The organism is Runella sp. CRIBMP, assembly GCF_009905605.1.
GTDB lineage: Bacteria > Bacteroidota > Bacteroidia > Cytophagales > Spirosomataceae > Runella.
Genome location: NZ_JAAAKZ010000002.1, coordinates 460,199 through 479,242, shown reverse-complemented (window position 1 = coordinate 479,242; position 19,044 = coordinate 460,199). Strand labels below are relative to the sequence as shown.

16 protein-coding genes are annotated in these 19,044 nt (G+C 44.1%); 1 reads left to right on the top strand and 15 read right to left on the bottom strand.

Annotation, left to right across the window (positions count from 1 at the left end; all coding sequences use genetic code 11):
- Positions 1-9 precede the first annotated feature (9 nt).
- The 9 genes from GVN20_RS07100 to GVN20_RS07060 form a co-directional block, all read right to left on the bottom strand.
- On the bottom strand, positions 10-2,733 hold the full coding sequence (locus GVN20_RS07100; protein WP_166557661.1) for a GEVED domain-containing protein: 2,724 nt from the start codon (positions 2,731-2,733) through the stop codon (positions 10-12).
- Positions 2,734-2,769: 36 nt separating this feature from the next.
- Positions 2,770-5,013, bottom strand: a complete 2,244-nt coding sequence (locus GVN20_RS07095) for a hypothetical protein (RefSeq protein ID WP_166557660.1) — start codon at positions 5,011-5,013, stop codon at positions 2,770-2,772.
- A gap of 106 nt (positions 5,014-5,119) precedes the next feature.
- Entirely contained in the window at positions 5,120-5,770 is a 651-nt protein-coding gene (locus tag GVN20_RS07090; protein ID WP_166557659.1) for a hypothetical protein, read from the bottom strand.
- 10 nt (positions 5,771-5,780) lie between these two features.
- The gene (locus tag GVN20_RS07085; protein ID WP_166557658.1) at positions 5,781-6,356 is read right to left on the bottom strand and encodes a hypothetical protein; all 576 of its coding nucleotides are present in this window, start codon (positions 6,354-6,356) and stop codon (positions 5,781-5,783) included.
- A 54-nt stretch (positions 6,357-6,410) separates the two neighbouring features.
- Complete coding sequence (locus GVN20_RS07080; protein WP_166557657.1) at positions 6,411-6,959, bottom strand: hypothetical protein; 549 nt, start codon at positions 6,957-6,959, stop codon at positions 6,411-6,413.
- Positions 6,960-7,291: 332 nt separating this feature from the next.
- Positions 7,292-8,521: a hypothetical protein gene (locus GVN20_RS07075; protein ID WP_166557656.1), complete on the bottom strand. Its 1,230-nt coding sequence runs from the start codon at positions 8,519-8,521 to the stop codon at positions 7,292-7,294.
- Between the two features lie 43 nt (positions 8,522-8,564).
- Entirely contained in the window at positions 8,565-8,933 is a 369-nt protein-coding gene (locus GVN20_RS07070; protein WP_166557655.1) for a LytTR family DNA-binding domain-containing protein, read from the bottom strand.
- A gap of 144 nt (positions 8,934-9,077) precedes the next feature.
- Positions 9,078-9,842 carry a LytTR family DNA-binding domain-containing protein gene (locus GVN20_RS07065; RefSeq protein ID WP_166557654.1) on the bottom strand — a complete coding sequence of 255 codons (765 nt, stop codon included), beginning with the start codon at positions 9,840-9,842 and terminating at the stop codon, positions 9,078-9,080.
- 15 nt (positions 9,843-9,857) lie between these two features.
- Complete coding sequence (locus GVN20_RS07060; protein ID WP_166557653.1) at positions 9,858-12,869, bottom strand: sensor histidine kinase; 3,012 nt, start codon at positions 12,867-12,869, stop codon at positions 9,858-9,860.
- Positions 12,870-13,107: 238 nt separating this feature from the next.
- Between GVN20_RS07060 and GVN20_RS07055 the strand changes: the two genes are divergently transcribed.
- Entirely contained in the window at positions 13,108-14,433 is a 1,326-nt protein-coding gene (locus GVN20_RS07055; protein WP_166557652.1) for a Gfo/Idh/MocA family protein, read from the top strand.
- A 50-nt stretch (positions 14,434-14,483) separates the two neighbouring features.
- Here GVN20_RS07055 and GVN20_RS07050 read toward each other — a convergent pair whose 3' ends face one another.
- From GVN20_RS07050 to GVN20_RS07025, 6 genes are all read right to left on the bottom strand, one after another.
- Positions 14,484-14,924: a cytochrome c gene (locus tag GVN20_RS07050; protein ID WP_166557651.1), complete on the bottom strand. Its 441-nt coding sequence runs from the start codon at positions 14,922-14,924 to the stop codon at positions 14,484-14,486.
- Between the two features lie 32 nt (positions 14,925-14,956).
- The gene (locus tag GVN20_RS07045) at positions 14,957-15,598 is read right to left on the bottom strand and encodes an SCO family protein (protein WP_166557650.1); all 642 of its coding nucleotides are present in this window, start codon (positions 15,596-15,598) and stop codon (positions 14,957-14,959) included.
- 29 nt (positions 15,599-15,627) lie between these two features.
- Positions 15,628-16,059 (bottom strand): viral A-type inclusion protein, encoded by a 432-nt coding sequence (locus tag GVN20_RS07040; RefSeq protein ID WP_166557649.1) that lies wholly within the window; start codon positions 16,057-16,059, stop codon positions 15,628-15,630.
- Between the two features lie 55 nt (positions 16,060-16,114).
- Positions 16,115-17,797 carry a DNA repair protein RecN gene (gene recN, locus GVN20_RS07035; protein WP_166557648.1) on the bottom strand — a complete coding sequence of 561 codons (1,683 nt, stop codon included), beginning with the start codon at positions 17,795-17,797 and terminating at the stop codon, positions 16,115-16,117.
- 74 nt (positions 17,798-17,871) lie between these two features.
- A complete protein-coding gene (locus GVN20_RS07030; RefSeq protein ID WP_166557647.1) occupies positions 17,872-18,099 on the bottom strand; it encodes a hypothetical protein in 228 nt (75 codons plus the stop codon).
- A 13-nt stretch (positions 18,100-18,112) separates the two neighbouring features.
- Positions 18,113-19,042, bottom strand: a complete 930-nt coding sequence (locus tag GVN20_RS07025; RefSeq protein WP_166557646.1) for a DUF4835 family protein — start codon at positions 19,040-19,042, stop codon at positions 18,113-18,115.
- Positions 19,043-19,044: the final 2 nt, after the last annotated feature.

Below are 19,044 nucleotides of genomic sequence, written 5' to 3'. Positions count from 1 at the left end.
TTCGCCTTTTTATTGACATCCCGTAATTTTTGCTTCAAAAACGGTATTGGGGCCACTTTGCCAAAAGCCACCATTGGCAGGAGAGGTGATGGTGATTGATTTTCCTGCGGTATAGGTTATATTGCCAGAAGTATATTGGATAGTACCCGTTGTTGTTATGGTTTCCGAGGCTTGATAAGGTGCGGGGAGGGAGGCATGGACGGCAAGCGTTTGGGGACAAGGGAACTGCGTTGGTAAAACCGTGATCAGGGCGCTGCCGGTGGCAGTGCCAGCCCCGCATTGCGTATTGCTTACCTGAGTAATCGTGTAAGTTGTCGTTGTTGTGGGAGAAACCGAAATCGTAAAAGGATTATTCATACTGTTTGTAAACTGTTGACCGGTCGAAAGGGTAAGTTGATACGGAAGAGTTCCCATGATCAATGAAACACTCAAATTGGCCGATTGACTGGCATATATACTTGCAGCACCTGACAGATTCACTTGCACTTTGGGATTGATGGTCACTGCGACGGGCCCTGATTCATTGATACACCCATTTTGTGAAATTTCCACCCGGTAATTCTCCGTTTGGGCCGCAGCCAATGTTTGATTGGTCGCACTGGGCAGTGTGCCCGCATTGTTTTTCCACGTATAGGTATAGCCTTCGCCCGCAGCGGCAGTTAATGAGACAGTTGTTGGCGCACAAACCACCGCATTGCCGGAAACCGCGATAGACGCCTCAGGCTTCGAATATACCTGGATACTTTCGCTGTTGGTTGATACGCTGATGTCTGTTGAGATGATTCTCAGCCGGTAGTAGCTGCCTGGGGCTAACAGGGGAGGGAGTGAAACAGTCAAAGGACTGCTGGTCCCGTTACCGACTTCAGTACCAGCCGCAAAATTTCCGTATGTGTCAGAAAGCTCGGCTTTAAAGGTGTTATTGCCTGAAAATGACCCTGAGGTTGTAAAGCTTGCCTGATAGTTCCCGCTGGCACACAGGGGGGGGAATGTCGATAAAAGCTGGATTTGGGGTAAGGAACTTCCGTTGCTGATCGTAACTGTATAGTCTTCGGTTTCACCTACCGTGTAGCGACTGCAGGCATTGGTTACACCTCCGCTTGCAAAGTCAGCGGTTCTGACCCGCATTCGGGTAGGGCCGTTGAGGAGCGTTGTAGGTAACGTCACCAAAACGGATTTTTCAGTTGTGCCGATCATTTCGCTGGATGTAGTGGATTTGGCAATCATTTCCGGGGTTTCAAACGTGCCGTTTTGATTGGCATCAATCCAGATAGCATAGTGTTGCGAAGTTGACCCTTTTAAGATGAAAGTATAGCTTTGTCCAGCTATCAAAGCAGCGGGTGGAATGGCCGTAAAATCGGAGAAATTATTGGCATTACAGGGGGAAGGGAAATCCGATGTGTTATCGAGGGCCGTGCCGTTGATTTTTACTTTGGTGATGAATGAACTTACCAAAGTGCATACTTGGTTGGTGTAGACGGGAAAGCAATAACTGGTTTGATTCTGAGGAACAGTGATGGAAACGATTCCAGAAAAATCGGTGGTGTTGGAGGCGCGGATTCGGTAATGATAGGTTCTTCCCGCACTGAATTCTGAATCAATATAGGTGTTGGTGCCGGGACCGACGCCTCCCAAACAAATGTATTGGGCGTTGGTTGATTCAGCTCTTTCGACAAAATACCCTGTTTCAGTGGTAGAATTATCGGTCCATTGCAGGATGATTCCGTTGACCCCCATAACTGCCGTTGGCAAACCCGGCAAGGGTTGATTAACAGGGGCGCAGTCTAGGGTGTATTGGTTGGAAGGGTCGGTTCGAGCGATGTAACCGATTTTCATACGTTCATACTGTCCGGGAGTCAATTGTCCATGTTGATTAAGACCGCATATTCTGCTCCAATACGACATTACATTTGTGATGCTTGGTTGATAAGAGACGCCGTTGGCATCGATGGGCGTTGTCAGGGCATAGCTACATGCATTATTGACGTTGTTTCTTTGTGTGGAGTTTAGTTGTTCATAAGGATCGGCAGGAGTATCACACACCCGATCGCCTCTAGTAGAGCAGTTGGCTCCTAAGCCTCTTGTAACTACTTCTCGATTTGACACAGTGGCATGATTGCTGTCCTGAAAAGTATGGTAAAGACCGAAATAATGGCCGAATTCGTGCAGCAGCGTTTTATTTACTGCGTTCGAAATGGCTAAATAATTCACAAAGACATGGTTAAAACTCGCGTTTGGCTGTGTGGCAAATCCTTCGGCACCAATGATGGTACTGCTTATGTATAGATTGATGGCATTGCTAACGTTGTAGGCTGATAAAATACCCGTAAATGTGTTTGCATTGCTGTAATTAATGGTGGTATTATAGGTAGTGCTGTTGATAAAATGCGGAGAGTCAGTGGCGGGATTAGTGCCGCCGAAAGAACCGCTCCCGCCAAAATAAAACTGTAATCCTACGGGTAAAAAGGCTCTGTTCAATTCGGCAAATTTGGCATTGAGGGCAATGAGGTCCACCCCGCCGCTGCCGTCATCGTTGCGGATAATGTGCACCTTTACTGGGACATACTTGAGGGGTACCGCACCTGCCCGGGTGTTTTTACTTTTCGCGTGCTTGTGGATGAATTTACCAAAGAAAAGTTCATCAGCATCCGTCGGAGAAGAGGTCCCGCAGTTTTGTCCAAATAAGGGGATACAGCTTACTATAAGCCCAAAAAGAGAATACAAATGTTTTTTCATTTCGGAAAATCATTGATTAAAAAATCCTTTACTATTTTATTGACATCCCTCAATTCTTGCTTCAAAGACGGTTCCCTTCTCCGTTTGCCAAAACCCGTTTCCTCCGGTGGGTGGCGTAATGGTTATGGCTTTGCCGGCCTGATAAAGCCTACTGCCTGATGTATAATTGATAGTTCCTGAGGTGGTGATATGATCACCCGCTTTGGCAGGTGAGGTGGTTGAAGAATTGACTATGAGCGTAGGCGGACACCCTCCAATGACCGTCACGGTAATTGGCACAGAAGTGACCAGATTACCACAAGAATTAGTGCAAGTGAAGGTATAAGTGGTGGTAGTAGTTGGACCAACGTAAATATTGCTTCCCGTTTGTCCAGATGACCAAGTGATGCCTGCATAGTTTAAACAGCCACCGTTATCATTATAATACAAACTGATGTATTCTCCACTATTGATAGTCGTGCTGGCAGGATAAGAGGCCATATTGGGCTGCGGTGGGCCTATAATCGTAATACTCCTGGCTTTGGTAAGGCCTGTACCACAGCTATTGACAGGAGTGGCATAAACAACACCCGAGGTGGCATTGGCCGCAAACGAAACCGTGACAGGATTGGTATTACTGCCAAAAGTAGCTCCTGTGCCCGACACGTAACTGTAATTATAGGAATCTACATTGGGGTCAGTGTTGGCGGTGAGTACGATGCTCTTGCCTGCACAAGCCTGCGTGGGGTTGCTGGGTGCGTAGTAGGGTTGTACGGGCAATGACTTTACGACAATAGGCAACGTAAGGGGCGTGCTGGTACCACATCCATTAACAGCTCTCACACTCAGTGTTCCTGCCGTAGAGGTGCTTGTAAAATATAGGTTATTAGAGGCACCAGCAGTGGTAGGGTTGTGGATGGTTGCACTTCCAGAATAGCTCCATGTATAAGAAGTAGCCTCCAAAACTGAGCTCACTGTGTAAAGTGGATTTTGATTATTGTTACAAACCGTCTCCGACTTTACCACAAAATTGGCAGGTGCAGGCGGTGGTGCTGGACAGCCCACATATTTGTATAACCCGCTTTCTCCTCCACTAATACCAGAGTAAAAGTACAAAGTACCGTTGTACCAGACTGTAGAGATAGAGTTAGACAAGAAATCAGTACCTACAAATGAGCGATGATTGCCCCCCACCACTACTTGCGTACCCGCCGTAGTACCATCGGTTTGCCATAGATTAAAGCTTTGGTTGTTGGCATTGTATTTCCAGAGATACGTCGTAGTACCTGCTTGGGTAGCAGCCCTAAAATTGCCCGAGTAAAATAAAGTAGTACCCGCTACCGTGCCATCTGTTTGATAAATATCGTTTCCTTGACCTACTGTATAAAAATATTTACTTCCTATTTTCCCGATTGACGAAGCACCCAGCACGTCTTGGAGTTTGATAGTGCCCGCAGTGGTACCGTCTGTTCTGTACAGGCGAATACCGTCGCCTGAAGGTGTGGGCGGGTCGTTATAGCCATTGAGATAGTAAACGTAGTTGTTACTGTTGTCCTTAAAGAGTATTTCACCAAGGCGAGTATTGGCTACATTGGTGTAAGAATTGGTGGTATTGACATCGGTATAATAAAAACCAGAAGAGGGGTCGAAGCCTAGATAGAGCTTGTTGGCTTGCAAATAGAGAGGAAGGAAATTGATGCTATTGATGTGTACAGTGGTCCCCGCCGCTGTACCATTGCTTTTATAGACACTACCACCTGCTGCAAAATAGACATTGCCTGTACCATCCGAAACAAAGTTGCTTATGCCACCAGCGTTGAGCAATTGGGTATTCGTATTGTGAAGTTTTAAGTTCACCCCACCGTTCACGTAGTACACATTGCTTCCACTGACACCATATTTTGGGCCATTAACCCCGAAGTCATATACTTCAACTGTGCCAGCTGTGGTACCATCACTCACCCAAAGCGCGTAATGGGGGCTTCCACCACCTGCATAGAGCAAATACGTATCTTCGATACAAAGTACATTGTTTATTACTTTGAGGGTAATTCCGTTGACCCCTGCTCCGTATCTTGGAATCTCTTTTACTAGTATTTTGCCATTGAATGAACCATCCGACTTAAAAAGTTTGATAGTAGCGGTTGTATTGGTAACAAAATACAGGGAGCCGTTGAATTGCACCAAGGGGGCATCACAATGCACGCAGTTGACATCTTCTATTCGATTAAACTGCGCTTGCGATATTTGTATTGACCAAAAAGCCAACGCAATACCCATTTTAAATATATGATTTACCATGATTGTTTGATGGATTAATTGAACTCTTTCCATGAAAATGTTCCTCCTGATGTATCCTCGGCATAGCCTTCATACTTTCAGGTTGTTTTATTGTAGCGAATCATGCCTACGACGGGCGTAGAGGGGCGTTGGGTGGTAGTGCTTGTACCGTTTCACACCAAAAGAAAGTCTCTGTGCTTTGGCAAGTGTCATTTATTGCATAAGCGTACGCATACCCCGAGGCGAATGTTGTAGGAAACTGTACACTTACTTTGATGGAAGAAGCCGTAAGGGGTGTAATGACCGAACCTGCCGGAAAACCTGACCATGTGTAGGTTAGCCCGCTCGTGGCCGCTACTTCAAATACATAACTTTCGTTGGTACGGATGTTGTTTATCATTGTACTTACCCGCGTAGGTGCGGTAGGGATGGGGCTTACCGTCACATTGTGGCTTACCGGGGTAGGGGTGTTACAGGTGGAGGTGAAGCACTTGGCATAGTAAGTGGTTGTTCCGGCGGTGTTCATCTGTGGAGAATAATACTGCCCCGATGCTACCGAGGCACTGTTGGGGTCGTCCTTATGCCACGTTACGTTGGCTCCGACACCCGTACATCCTGGGGCATTAAGCGTTACATAATTGCCTTGGCAAATTGTGCCGGTGGGAGATTGGGATATGGAAAGAGTCGGACAATTTGTTTCATTTTTCTCGATTGCTGCCAATGATGATAAGGATTGTCCAATCATCAGGATGATACATAGCATTATGATACTTTTCATTCGGTGCCTTTTACTGAAAACTTAAACTTCGCCAACTGCCGTTACTATACACTTTTACGGTGTGCGTGGTTAGATCATAAACCATCATGCCGTTTCGAGGATTGGGGATTTGATTGACAGCCACAGTAGGCAACCCCGCCAACTGTACATAACGAGGCATTAACTCGGTATAAGTGCTGTTTTCAAAGTTGGCATCGCATGTTCCAGTCATTTCCTGTTGGCACACCTGCCCGTCACTCAAACGACGCCACCACCCGTTGCAGGGGGGATTGAGTGACTGACTTATTTGGGTCATGGCATAAGATATACTTACCTCAGCACCGGTTGCAACAATACCGTGTTTCCAAAAGCCACCTTCTCGAAAGATATACATCACTATGGAGGGTGGACCACTGGCAAAGACCAACCGATAAACGTTGGTGCCGGCGTCTTTTGTAAAGGGGATTATACCTGTGTAGGGTTGGTAGGTTTTGGGCCCTTCTGACGACAAAAAAATGCACCCAGATTGAAGCGTTACTTGTGCCTGAACTACAGAAAATAGTCCAAAAAGAACAAGATTTAGTAAAAGTATACGAATGATTTTCATCTGATGTTTACAATTATCTTAAAGACATTACTCATTGGCAGCGATTCTCCAAACTTATTCTGTAAAAGCAACCTTTTTCCAGACGCTGCCGTTATAATACCGCAGGCATTCATTGGTGATATCATACACCATCATTCCTCTTTGAGGTGAGATTATTGCCGAAATAGCAGCAAAGGAGAATTGAGGTATGGTAATAAATCCGGGCGTAATCGTAGCGGATTGTACAGGTTGTACCTCACAGGTTCCTGCCAACAAAACCCCGTTGCCCCAATTACAGGGGGGATTGTTCGAGTTATTTGAAATTGTATACAAAGTAGAAATATTAACTCCTACACTAGCACTTACTATTACCTGATCTAACGTCCAAACTCCTCCTACACGATACATTCGGTACATAGTATAAGAATAGGGCATCGGCAGATTATAAGGAATGTTTGAATATAAATTTGTACCGGCATCGCTGTTGAACACCTGTACAGTTTGGGCCGTGCCTAAATTATAGGTTGTGTTTGCTCCTGCTGTACTGGCACCCGTGACCGTGATTTGCGCATACATCTGCACCGAAATCAATTGAACTGCTATTAAAAAAATAATGTATTTCAAGATTTGTTAATTTAAAGAGTGATTGAGTTTAAGTACTAAGGCAATTTTAATCACGCAGAGACGCAAAGTGGCAAAGGGAATAGGTCATTGATAATAAAATAAATACTTTGCAGATTTACGCCTTAGCGGGAATTTTAAATTTATTGTGCCTCGATACTTATATATTGTCATGATTAGCTTTTCTATGGAATCAATTCGCTCATTTTTGACCTTACCGCTTCTCTTCGACATCGTGCAATGGTGACACTAAGATGTGTATAAATCAATCGCTTAAATGATGCCACACAATTGATGTTATTTTAATAACTCGACAATCCTTAATGAAGCAGGCATCAATGCAGATCTTTCCAGCCGGGAGAGCCGGTGCCGTTATCAAGTACGTATCCCTCGTACTTGTCGTTCTCAGAATTGTAGCGAATCATCCCCACAACCGGACTGGTTGGTCTTTGGGCTTTGGTACCTACCGGAACCACAATGGCATCCGTACCAACCACGTCAAGTGAGGCCCTTGGGGTGGCGGCGGTCGCTGAAATGACCGTTTTTCCAATGACCAACGCATCTCCCTGTACCTGAAGGGCATGAGCAGCAGCGGCAATGGCACTTATTGAACGATTGATTCCGACTCGGTTGTTGGCAAAATCTCCTCCTATAAGTGGTGTGGAGCTGTCCGAATTTTCGATATAAAGCTTGTTTGATCCCACCTCACTACGGCCCGCTTTGTAACCTATTGCGATGTTGCCTTCACCGTCTGTGTTGGAAGTAAGCGACTCATAGCCAATGGCTACGTTTCCACTTCCTTCCCATCCATATTCGTAGGTGCCTCCCCTAAATGCGCGGCTTCCTATGGCTACATTGTAATAGCCGCCGGCTATGAATTGCATACTTTGAGATCCAAGGGCGACATTGTCCTTTCCAGTCCAAATTCCCTGTTGAGCAGAATTGCCAATGGCAATATTATCTGAGAATGAATGCGTAGTAGGTATATTTATCCCTCTAAGGGCCATTTTTCCAAAGGCTAAATTATTGGTTCCGGTACTGAGTTGCTGTAAGGCATAACTTCCCAATGCTAGGTTGTTGCTGCTACTTGTCGAAGTTTGCAATGAATTGTAGCCAATACTGATATTTTCCTCCCCCGATTCATTGGCCAAAAGTGTTCCAACTCCTAGGGCCACATTACGTTTGCCTATGGTATTTGATAGCAATGAATTGTTCCCAATGGCAATATTTTCATAGCCTAGTGAGTTGGCAGAAAGAGCACTCTTACCAACCCCAATGTTGCCAAAAGACTGAAAACCACCAGTGGTGCTGCCTAAGCCATTTTGTGATAATACATCTACCCCGATGGCAATGTTATTTTCGTGCGTTTTAGGGTTTAGCAGATTGCGTTTTCCAATAATTATGTTGTTTTTGACAGTGTCAAATCCAGCCCCTTCACGTTTTGTAAGGATACTGTTTGGCATAATCGTGACACTTTTTAGTTGATCTTGAATAGTAAAGCTTTGGTCTTGCGCCCATGCCTGCGTAAATCCTACAAATGCAGTTAGAAATAAAATTTTTTTCATTTTAGAAGTGGCTTTATGTTGATGATTTCATGATGAATAAACATTACAAAGTTTTTGACTGTTTAATGAGTTTTTTCACCTTCGGAGTTTTGCGTCTCGAACAGTTGTACCATTGGTCATTTATGAGTTTAATGGCAAACTCCTGGTCTTTATAACAGGTATCCTTGACGAATGATAAATTGACAATGATGCTTTTATTGAGGCGAATGAAGCCGAATTGGGCTAAGGGTGCCTCAAAAAGGCCCACGTTTTTGGAGGCAATCAGGCGGGAGCCGGTGACAAGATGTAAAAAGGTATAATTGCCACATGCTTCAAGAAAAAGGATTTGAGCGGTATCAACGGTCTGTTTTCCATCAGATGATTGAATTCTCAGACTCGGTAACGTATTGAAAAAATAAGGTTGTGTATTCATACATGTTTATGTTAATTATGCCTGCTGTCGGGCATCGAAATTTTTATCTGTCAAACATAGAGCAATACAACAACCTGCCAAACTCCTACTGAGTAAGTGCGTACTGTGAGTGAGTAAGTGTGGAGAAAAAGACAAATAGTGCGTTTAGGCAAAGCGAGCTAAAAAGTCGTTTTTTTTGCGGGAGGATACTTCAACGGTAGAGCCGTCAGACATTTCTAAATAACCGCCTTTGCCTTTAAAATAGCGGCGAATATGTTTGAGATTTACAATGTGTGAATGGTGCACCCTGCAAAATAAATCTTCTGACAACATCTCCTCAATATCATTGAGGGTACGGGAAACCAGAAATTTACGGTTATTTGTTAATGTTAAATGGGTATAATTACTGTCGCTGCGGCAGGCGATTACTTCTTCGTCATGAATAAAAATCAGCCCTTCAATGGTGGGCATGGCCATGATGTATTGATCGCGGGGCGCCCCATTGATATAGCTGTTTAAAATCATGCTCTGCCCTTCTAGGTGTTTTGTAACGGCGCTTAAAGGGGGAAGCTTTTGTACTGCGGCTACCAAATCATCAATGTCAAGGGGTTTGAGCAGGTAGTCCAACGCAGAGCGTTTGAGTGCTTTCAGGGCGTAATGTTCATAGGCCGTAACAAAAATAACGCTGAATGAAAGATTGGGTAGCCTATCCAGCACTTTAAAACCAGAGCCATCGGGCAGTTCGATGTCTAAAAATACTACATCGGGCTGAAGGGAGCTGATGATTGTTAACGCCGTTTCAAGGGTATCTGCAACCCCGACGATTTCAATTTGTGGACAGTATTTACCCAGCATGTTCTCCAATAATTTACGACTTCGATCTTCGTCTTCAACTATGACAGCTCGGTATATTTCATTTGGGTCGGGCAAGGCAGTATTCGCAGTTTAACCGATATACAATTTCATTAAAACACGCGTCCCTCGCAATGTTGGATTGAGGTTCTTCTTATCAAAGACGTCAATACTGTGGCTTTCGTCACTCAACTGGTTGATTAATTTTATTCTTTTTTTAACGATGTCCAAACCTTGTGAAGTATGTTCTTTTGCAATGGCCGTTTTGGAATTTTGGGAGAACTCCAAACCCACACCGTTGTCGTCGATTGTGCAGTATAGATACTTCTCCGCATATTCAAAGTCTATCCTGAGCAGACCTTCTTCCCTCATTCGGCCCAGTTGCCCGTGTCTGATGGCATTTTCAACAAACGGCTGCAACAAAAGCGAAGGAACTTCTGTTTCGTTGGCTTTCACCCCTGAATGGATATTAATTTCAACCCTGAAAGGATGCAGGTACCGCAATTGTTCTAATTTGATATACAGCTTCAGGAAGTCGATTTCATCGGTTAAAAATACCGTGCTACGTTTGGTAAAATCCAATGATTTACGAATCAACTTGGCAAATTGTGAAAGATATCGATGGGCCTGTTCAGATTCGTTATTTGTGAGAAACTCTTGAATCGCATTGAGACAGTTGAAAATAAAATGAGGATTCATCTGGGCTCGAAATGCCTGTTTTTCCAACTCATTGAATTCTTCATTGAATGCCCTTGCCTTTCGCTCCCGACGATAATAATACATAAACAAAACGGTAAGCAAAGCAAAACAAAATGAAGTAATAAGGGTGCCCTTTATGATGGGATTGAGATACCAAGGCATGGTAACTTTAAATTCTAAGGATGTTTTTCCCAAGATCAACCCTCGTTCTTTCGAAATAGCTTCCAGCTCAAACTGATAGCTGCCCGGCAGTAACTTTGTGAAAATGGCAGTATGCTCATCGGTGGTACTCCATTGATTATAAGACGAATAGGAGCCGAACATGTTCCCTAAGAGTCGGAAGCGATACCGTAAATTACCAGCCCATTGACGGCTGATAGCGTAAAAGTTAAACCTGACTTCGTCTTGACTTTCTATGGATAAACGCGGCGTGATACCAATGAGGCTGTCATCTGCCCAAACATTGGTAATGTGTACGGGAATCGGTAGTTTATTACTGCTCGAAATGTCTTTTAAAAAAGTGACCCCTCCCGATGTTGCCACCCAGATAGAGTCATGTTTTACAAATACATCATTGACAATATTGGTCGCCAATCCGTTGCTTGTATTATAGATAGTAATGTGCCATTTTTTTTGTGGAATATTATCAATGCTTATTTTGTTCAGTCCATTGATTGTGTTCACCCACAGTATTTTATCTTCGCTTATAAAGAATGACTGAACAAAATTGTTGGATAAACCCTCTTCGACGGAAAGGTTGAAAAGTTGACGGTTATTGTAGAAAAAAATACCCGCGGCGGTTGTTCCGATGACCAGACTGCCGTCTGGCAGAGTAGCTAACGCGGTGATTCTGTATTTGAAATTTTGCAAAACAGACGGCAATGTATCCGATATTTGCGACTTGAAAACACCGTTTTTAAGGGTTTTTTCTATTTTGCGGCGGCTGAATGTTATCAACCCGTTGGGTTGTCCTATCCAGAGTCGTTTTTCATATGAATCGTAAGCAATCGCCGTTGAACGCTCCAACATTATTTTTCTTTTATCGGTATGATTGGCTAATAAATATTGGTATTTGGAGGTCGTAAAGGGAGGTTTTATTTCCCAATCTGCCAATTCATTTTCAGTGGAAACATAAGCCCCGTGATGCGTGGCGAGGAAAATCAATGAATCGGAGAAGGCAATGTCTTTAATATTACCGTTTATAAAATACGACTTGAATGCTCGACCATCGTAGCGATAAAGGATGTTTTCATACGACATCCAGGCAGCCCTCGGACGGATACGGATATTTTTGACACGAGATGTAAGGGGTTTTACGCTGTACGACTTTTCAAAATCAAAGCTTTTTCGCGGAATATTATCCACTACAATCTCTATATTTCCTCGGTTGAGACCCACCAACAACTCCTGGTTGAGTTTACCGACGCTCAAAGGCTCGGTATTGTAGATTCCGATGTTGGAAATTTGGTAAGCCGCCCGAGGAGACATGCAGTAAAGTCCATCGTTGTAGGTAGCTATCCATATGTTTCCTTCGTTGTCTGAAGCGGTGTAAGTAATGCTTCGCCCTGGCAATTGGTTGGATACATACGAAAGTTTATCCCCTTGCATTTTAAACAAAAACAGCCCTTGATCGGAAGTTCCGACACATACTGTTTTGTGGTGTAAATTGACAAAAATAGTGTTTTTATAAGGCAGTTCGGGTACTTTTACGGTGTTGATTTTACCCGCATTATAAAAACAAACGGCAGCGTTGGAAGGGTAAATATATTTAAGGGAGTCTACATGGCAAATAGTTCGAGGACGATTTTTGCTAAAACCTTCAGGTAATGAAAAAAGCTGTTTGCTACTGAAGAGTTCTATACAATAATCTCCGTCATTAATAAATATCTGATTAGGAGCCGAAATGTTAACAATATTTTTATATGTGTATGCCTTTCCCTTAATTGCTGTAAGTTTTTGGGAAGCGAGATGGAAGCGAAAGATGTCAGCCCTTTGTTTGACAACCCAAATATTACCAAAATCATCTTCATAAATTTGCTGTACTGATTGAAAAGACGTTCCGAAAAAGGATTTTCCGTTGCGAAATCTAGAGCCGTCGAAGAGCAAAACATCACCAGAAAAGGGAATAAACCAGATGCGTCCTTGCTTTCCGATAGAAATATCAATGAATTCAACATCATTGACCAGTCCCTTAAGGGAGAATGTTTCAAAGCGATGCCCATCAAATCGGCAGATACCATTGCTGGTGGCCAGCCATAAAAAGCCACGCTCATCTTTCACTACTTTGTACACTGTATTGCTGGGAAGTCCGTCGGCAGTTGTATAATGCGGAAAATAACGCTCCTGCCCATAGGCAACGCTGAAAAAAATCAAAATTATTGTCCAAAGAATGATTGGTCTTATCATTGAAAAAAGGATTGATTCAGCGGTTGGATTAATGGGTAGACTCCTAAAAGGCTGTGCGGGTTACATATTTCAAAAAGTTAATTTGAGCACTAGTTAATTCATAACCCTGACAATCACTAAATACGGCGTTTCAGGTGGTGTTTTTTTTGGAAATATCGGTGAATGGGACCCCATACAAGTATAAACTTTTGGTTAGGCTGCTTTTGGGAGAGTAGCTATATTCAATCTAAATTTTCAGATGAAAGAAGAAAATTCAACCCCCATCAACCGTAGAGATTTCGTCGGAATGACGACCAAAGCCCTGACAGGATTTATGATTGTCCCTCGCTTTGTATTGGGCGGCAAAAGACCTGACGGGTCGAAATATTTGGCACCAAGTGACATTATTTCCTTGGGTTTTATCGGGACCGGCAAACAGGGCAAAGGATTGACTAACTCGTTTTTAGGGACCAACGAGGCGCGTATTGTGGCCATCAGTGAAGTATATAGGGCCAAGGCGCAATTGACCCTCGACCGCATCAAAACATATTACGAAAAAAACACACAGGCGGGGACTTATTCGGATATCCCCGTTTACAATGATTTCAGAGAGTTGCTTGCCCGCAAAGATGTCGATGCAGTCGTCATTGCCACGCCGGATCACTGGCATGCGGCTATGGCCGTCAGGGCGGCGGAAGCAGGAAAGGATATTTATTGCGAAAAACCGTTGGCGCTGACGGTCAAAGAAGGTCGGGCCATGGTGGATGCCGCCCGCAAATACGACCGGGTGTTTCAAACGGGTAGCATGCAGCGCTCGTGGCCAGAGTTTCGGCAAGCGGCTGAATTGGTTCGAAACGGTTATATCGGTGAAATAAAAAGCATCAAAGTGAACGTGGGCCCGCCGCCCAAACCGTACGATTTGCCCGCTGAGCCGATTCCTGAAGGGTTGGACTGGAATGCTTGGTTAGGACCTAATATGCCCGTTGCTTTCAATTCGGAATTGGCTCCTCCGATTTCCAAAGACGTATTTCCCAACTGGCGGAATTACAAAGAATTTGGTGGTGGTATGGTGACCGATTGGGGGGCACACATGTTTGACATTGTACAATGGGCGTTGGATAAGGACAACAGCGGCCCCGTAGAAGTGATTGCTCCCGATGGCAAAGAGCACCCTTTTCTAACCTATCGGTACGATAACGGCATCGTGATGACCCACGAAAAATGGGACTGGAACAATGCGATTCTCTTTACGGGAACGGAAGGTGAACTTCGGGTACAACGTAAGAAAATAGAAACTACGCCTGCCTCATTGGCTACGCGCGTAATCGCAGAAACCGAAAAACACGTGTATAAGAGCGAAAATCACTATAAAGATTTTTTTGATGCGATGCGCAAACGGAGCAAACCCATCTGTGACGTGGAAATTGGCCACCGGACGGCGTCGGTTTGTAACATCGGAAATATTGCCTACCAACTCAATCGACCGCTGCAATGGAATCCGAAGAAAGAATCGTTTAAAAATGACAAAGAAGCCAATGCTTTGCTTGGGCGTTCGATGAACGACGTGTGGGGTATTAAAATTTAATCATAGCAACGGCAAACCGTGCAGAGAAGTATACATTGGAGCAGTGGGTATCAGTTAGATACGCATTGCTCCAATGCTTTTTGTACGGTTTCGGTGGTGGTAATTTTAGCGTCGTTGCCCCATGTGGTGTACATATACGTCATGATTTCGGCAATCTCCAATTCTTTTAGGGCTGGATTAGCAGGCATGGGTCGATTAAAGGTTTTTCCATTGACCGTTACCGATTGATTTACTCCGTTTTTAATCCAACAAATAACTTTTGCTTTGTCTTTAAGATATTCGGGTACAATGGCGGGATATAAATTGCTTAGTCCTTTGCCATCGCGTTGGTGACAGTTGGCGCAGTGCGTCTGAAACAAAGTATAGCCTTCTGCTACGTACTGTGCATGTTTTGTACTTTCTTCACTTTGACAGGAGAAGAAAAAGAGGAATAGAAACCCAGAACTAAGCGCCGAATAACGAAAGAAACTAACCCTAAAAAAATGTAGCATATACCTTAATTTATAAACGCACTCCGCACTCCTTACTCTTTGTTTTTGTATTCTTCTTGCAAACGTTCGATGTCAGCGATAAGCCGCTTGGTGGCTTCCTCGTCGGTGCCGTTGTACATCCCACGGACGTGTTTTTCTTTATCGACCAATACAAAGGCACCGCTGTGGATGTATCCCCCTGGAGCGGTGGAATCAGCCCCCGCAACGACCAAGTACTTTTTCTCCCCAATTTCATAAATTTTTTCGCGATTACCCGTCACAAAAAGCCATTGGTTGCCCGTTACGCCCAAATCAGTGGCGTATTCTTTCAACACGGCAGGGGTGTCGTGGTCGGGGTCAATCGTGTGGGAAAGAATGGCTACGTCGTTCTGTCCCTTGATTTTTTCGTAGACTTTCAACATTTGTTTTTTCATCACGGGGCAAATCGTGGGGCAGGTGGTAAAGAAAAAATCCGCAACGTAAATTTTGTCTTTGAAATTTTGGGCCGTAACAGTGTCGCCGTTTTGACTCACAAACTTAAAATCAGGAATGGTATGGTAGAGTGTATCAACGACTTCCTTACCGTCCACGATTCGGGTGGTGGTTTCGCGCTCGCCCAAGATGGGCAAACGGTCGGAGTTTTTGTTACAACCCCAAATGACTAAAAATAAAAGGGCAAAAATGGTGTTTTTCATAGCTTGGGTGCTCAATCACAATTAATGGGTTATTTCTTTAAAAACTGCTCAGCTTTGGCCATGCTTTCGAGCATTTTATCACGTACTGCGCTGATTTTGGTTTTCTCGGCATTCATGGCCTTTACGGCTTCCTCGCCAGAGAGCGCTTTTAAAGAATCCCCGTTGTAATCGTGCATCCAGTTCATCATTCCTTGATCGGCTTCGGTTAAGGCAACACTCAGCGCCAACGCTTCTTCTTTGCGCTTTTGAAGGCTGTCATTGGGGGTGATTTTTACCAAGCTGTCAATCGCGCTGATTTCTTTACTCAGCCCCGTTTTTAATTCCATGAGTTGTCCCATTTTGGGCATTACTTCATCGTGGATGACAAATACTTCTTTTTCAGTCTGTTCTACGGAGCCTTTGTCTTCCGAACATGCACATGCAAACAATACGATGCCGAAGGCGATGATTATATTTTTCATTTCTAATTAAGGACTGATTTGAACGTAATTTGTTGATTAACAATTGATTGATTTTCTAAAATAAATTTGTTTGCTTGACTCCCGATTGCGTCTGAAGCATTTCACGGGCATTTTGGAGGATGGCTTCGCTTGGCTTGCTTCCCCCAATCATTTGGGCAATTTCGTTCACTCGTTCTTCAAACGTAAGCTTGCGAATCTTGCTCACCGTTTTTTCGGAGGAGTTGTCTTTGTATACAAAATAATGGGCGGTTCCCTGCGTGGCTATTTGGTGCAAGTGCGTAATGGAAATCACTTGGTGGCTCTTGGAAATCTCTCGCATCATTTGACCCATTTTAATGGCAATTTCGCCCGAAACTCCCGTGTCAATTTCGTCAAAAACAATGGTGGGCAGTTTACGTTTGCTGGCCAGAATGTACTTAATCACCATCATCAACCGCGAAAATTCCCCCCCCGATGCCACATTTTTCAGTTGTTGCGGCTTGATTCCCTTGTTGGCACTGAACAAAAAGTCTACATCATCAATGCCCGACTCGCTTGGTTCGATGATTGTGTGTTGGATGCTTAGCGCGGCATTGGGCATTCCTAACTCCAACAAGTAGGTCTTTACCTGCTTTTCGACAGATGCCATCACGGCTTTTCGACTATTGGAAAGCTTTTCAGCCGATTTTTGAAGTTTTGCCTGCGCTTTGTCGGCGGTAGCTTTGGCCTTGTTGATGTCTTCATCCAGGTTTAACACCCGGCTCACTTTTGTTTCCAACTCCGCCTGAATCGCAATGAGTTCCTTGAGGGTTTTGACTTGGTGCTTTTGTTGTAAATGGTAAAACAAATTAAGCCGCTCACGGATTTCTTCGGCGCGGGTATCGTCTATTTCTACATTGTCTTGTTCGTCGCTGATTTCGCCCGCCAAATCCTTTAATTCAATGTAAACACTCTGGGCTCTTTCGCGAAGTTGCTCATACTGAGGCGCAAACTTACTGATGGCATTGAGGCTAGAAACTGCATTTTTTAGAAACACAATCACCGATTGTTCGGGATTGTCAAGGTATTCGGTGGCTAGTTGCAGCCGTTCGCGCACATCAGTGGCATTTTCAAGAATCATCAATTCCTGCTCCAATTGTTCCTGTTCGTCGGCTTGCAGCTGCGCTTTTTCGAGTTCGTCGTACAAAAATTGGTTATAATCAAACTCTTTCCGCATTTGGGCCGCCTCCGCTATCAGGCGATTATGGACTTGGTTTGCTTTACGATACGCCTGAAAATCAGTGTGATAGTGCCGAAGTATTTCTTCGTTTTGGGCATAAGTATCCACAATCTGTAGCTGAAATTCATTAGAGCCGAGCAGCAGGGTATCGTGCTGTGAATGAATATCCATCAATTGGCCCGCAATGCGTCGCAGGGATTCCAGATTGACGGGGGTATCATTGATAAAAGCCCTTGATTTGCCAGTGGGGCTGATTTCGCGACGAATGAGGCAGGTAGTCATAAAATCCAGCTCTTCTTCGTCAAATAAGTGTTCAATGAAGTAGCCTGAAAGGTCGAAGGTGCCTTCAATGATGCATTTTCCCGCAGGATTGTACAGCACTTTTGTATCGGCACGGCTGCCCAACAATAAGCCAATAGCGCCGAGCATGATGGATTTACCCGCCCCCGTTTCGCCCGTGATGATATTAAGCTGTGGGTCAGGAGTAAGCTCCAAATGGTCGATTAAAGCGTAATTTTTGATTAGTAGATGCGCAAGCATAAAGCAATCGGTTGAACCGCCGCGAAGTTAGTTAACTATTCAACAAAATGTACAGACTTTGTGTTCGGAACTTGTTAAAATGTCGCCTCAAGGTCGTAAACGACGGTGTCAATTTGCGTAAAAGCAAAGGTATGGCGGTGCATTCGTTGGTCTTGCAGAAAGAGAAGGTTGTTTTCAATTTTTTGACAACGGCCAAAAAATGTTTGATTGCTCTTAAGGACTACGTTTATTTCTCGGTTCAGAAGTTCTTCCGTCCGAGCAGAAAGCGCCGACTGAACGATTCGGATAAGTCTTTTTCCCACAATGTTAGGTCAATTATCTTAATAATTTTCGATACAATTCGGTCTTGGAAGGGTCTAACTGTGACAGCATATTAAAGGCCTTTTGGCGGTCTTCTTTGCTTGCTTCCAACAGAATCTTGTTGATTTCTTCGCCTTTCGCGTCAAAAAAAGAATTGATGTAAACCGAACCAGGCAATACTCGGTTGGTTTGCTGGAGGGTAGTCAACAGATTCATGACTTGGGTACGGGCGCCAATTGGATTTTCGGTAAACGTATCGAGTGCCAATCGGTGATAATTGTAAATCCCTTCCCGCACGGGCAGCATCAGCTGATTGTTGAGATTATCGACCAACCAAAAACGATTTCGGCGGTCGTTGCCGGTGGCATTCCAACCCGCAGGTGCGCCGCCGGGATTGACCCCTAGCGCTAAATTAGCCACCTGCTGAGCACGTTGCAGGTAATTATTGCCACCTAGTTTGCTGAATGAGTCATAATCTACGGCTAAAATAATATAGGCATAAAACGCAAGGGTTTGTGTCAACTCATCCGAATAGGTATTTTCGTTGTAATACATCGGATTGTTGGGCAGGTAATTAAAGTTAAAATTTCGATCAATAAAATTCAGTAAAATAGTCTCGTAATTGGTGCCGTACACGGGGCGCGTCACAATCAGCTGCGTGGTGCCTTCGTACACCCCTTGCGCTGGGGAGCGGATAAGGTTGATGTTCAATTTACAATTAATGCGCTCTTCAGGGTTAAAATTATCATTTGTCCACCTGCGGGCATTCATAAAGTCAGTAATAACGTTTTTGAGTTGATTTAGGCTAGCGTTATCCGTGTTTTGCTGCGTAAAAAGTTGGTTATAATTGAGTGTAACAACGCAATTTAGCTCCTGCGCTTGTGTAGATAAAACAAGGCTAAAGGAAAATAAAAGTAATCGGATTCCTTTCTTTATAACTTTCATGA

Coding starts and splice junctions, on each gene's coding strand:
- GVN20_RS07055 (WP_166557652.1), top strand. CDS start 13,108: ATGAAAGAAGAAAATTCAACCCCCATCAACCGTAGAGATTTCGTCGGA.
- GVN20_RS07085 (WP_166557658.1), bottom strand. CDS start 6,356: ATGAAAATCATTCGTATACTTTTACTAAATCTTGTTCTTTTTGGACTA.
- GVN20_RS07050 (WP_166557651.1), bottom strand. CDS start 14,924: ATGCTACATTTTTTTAGGGTTAGTTTCTTTCGTTATTCGGCGCTTAGT.
- GVN20_RS07075 (WP_166557656.1), bottom strand. CDS start 8,521: ATGAAAAAAATTTTATTTCTAACTGCATTTGTAGGATTTACGCAGGCA.
- GVN20_RS07040 (WP_166557649.1), bottom strand. CDS start 16,059: ATGAAAAATATAATCATCGCCTTCGGCATCGTATTGTTTGCATGTGCA.
- GVN20_RS07100 (WP_166557661.1), bottom strand. CDS start 2,733: ATGAAAAAACATTTGTATTCTCTTTTTGGGCTTATAGTAAGCTGTATC.
- GVN20_RS07045 (WP_166557650.1), bottom strand. CDS start 15,598: ATGAAAAACACCATTTTTGCCCTTTTATTTTTAGTCATTTGGGGTTGT.
- GVN20_RS07090 (WP_166557659.1), bottom strand. CDS start 5,770: ATGAAAAGTATCATAATGCTATGTATCATCCTGATGATTGGACAATCC.
- GVN20_RS07070 (WP_166557655.1), bottom strand. CDS start 8,933: ATGAATACACAACCTTATTTTTTCAATACGTTACCGAGTCTGAGAATT.
- GVN20_RS07025 (WP_166557646.1), bottom strand. CDS start 19,042: ATGAAAGTTATAAAGAAAGGAATCCGATTACTTTTATTTTCCTTTAGC.
- recN (WP_166557648.1), bottom strand. CDS start 17,797: ATGCTTGCGCATCTACTAATCAAAAATTACGCTTTAATCGACCATTTG.
- GVN20_RS07060 (WP_166557653.1), bottom strand. CDS start 12,869: ATGATAAGACCAATCATTCTTTGGACAATAATTTTGATTTTTTTCAGC.
- GVN20_RS07095 (WP_166557660.1), bottom strand. CDS start 5,013: ATGGTAAATCATATATTTAAAATGGGTATTGCGTTGGCTTTTTGGTCA.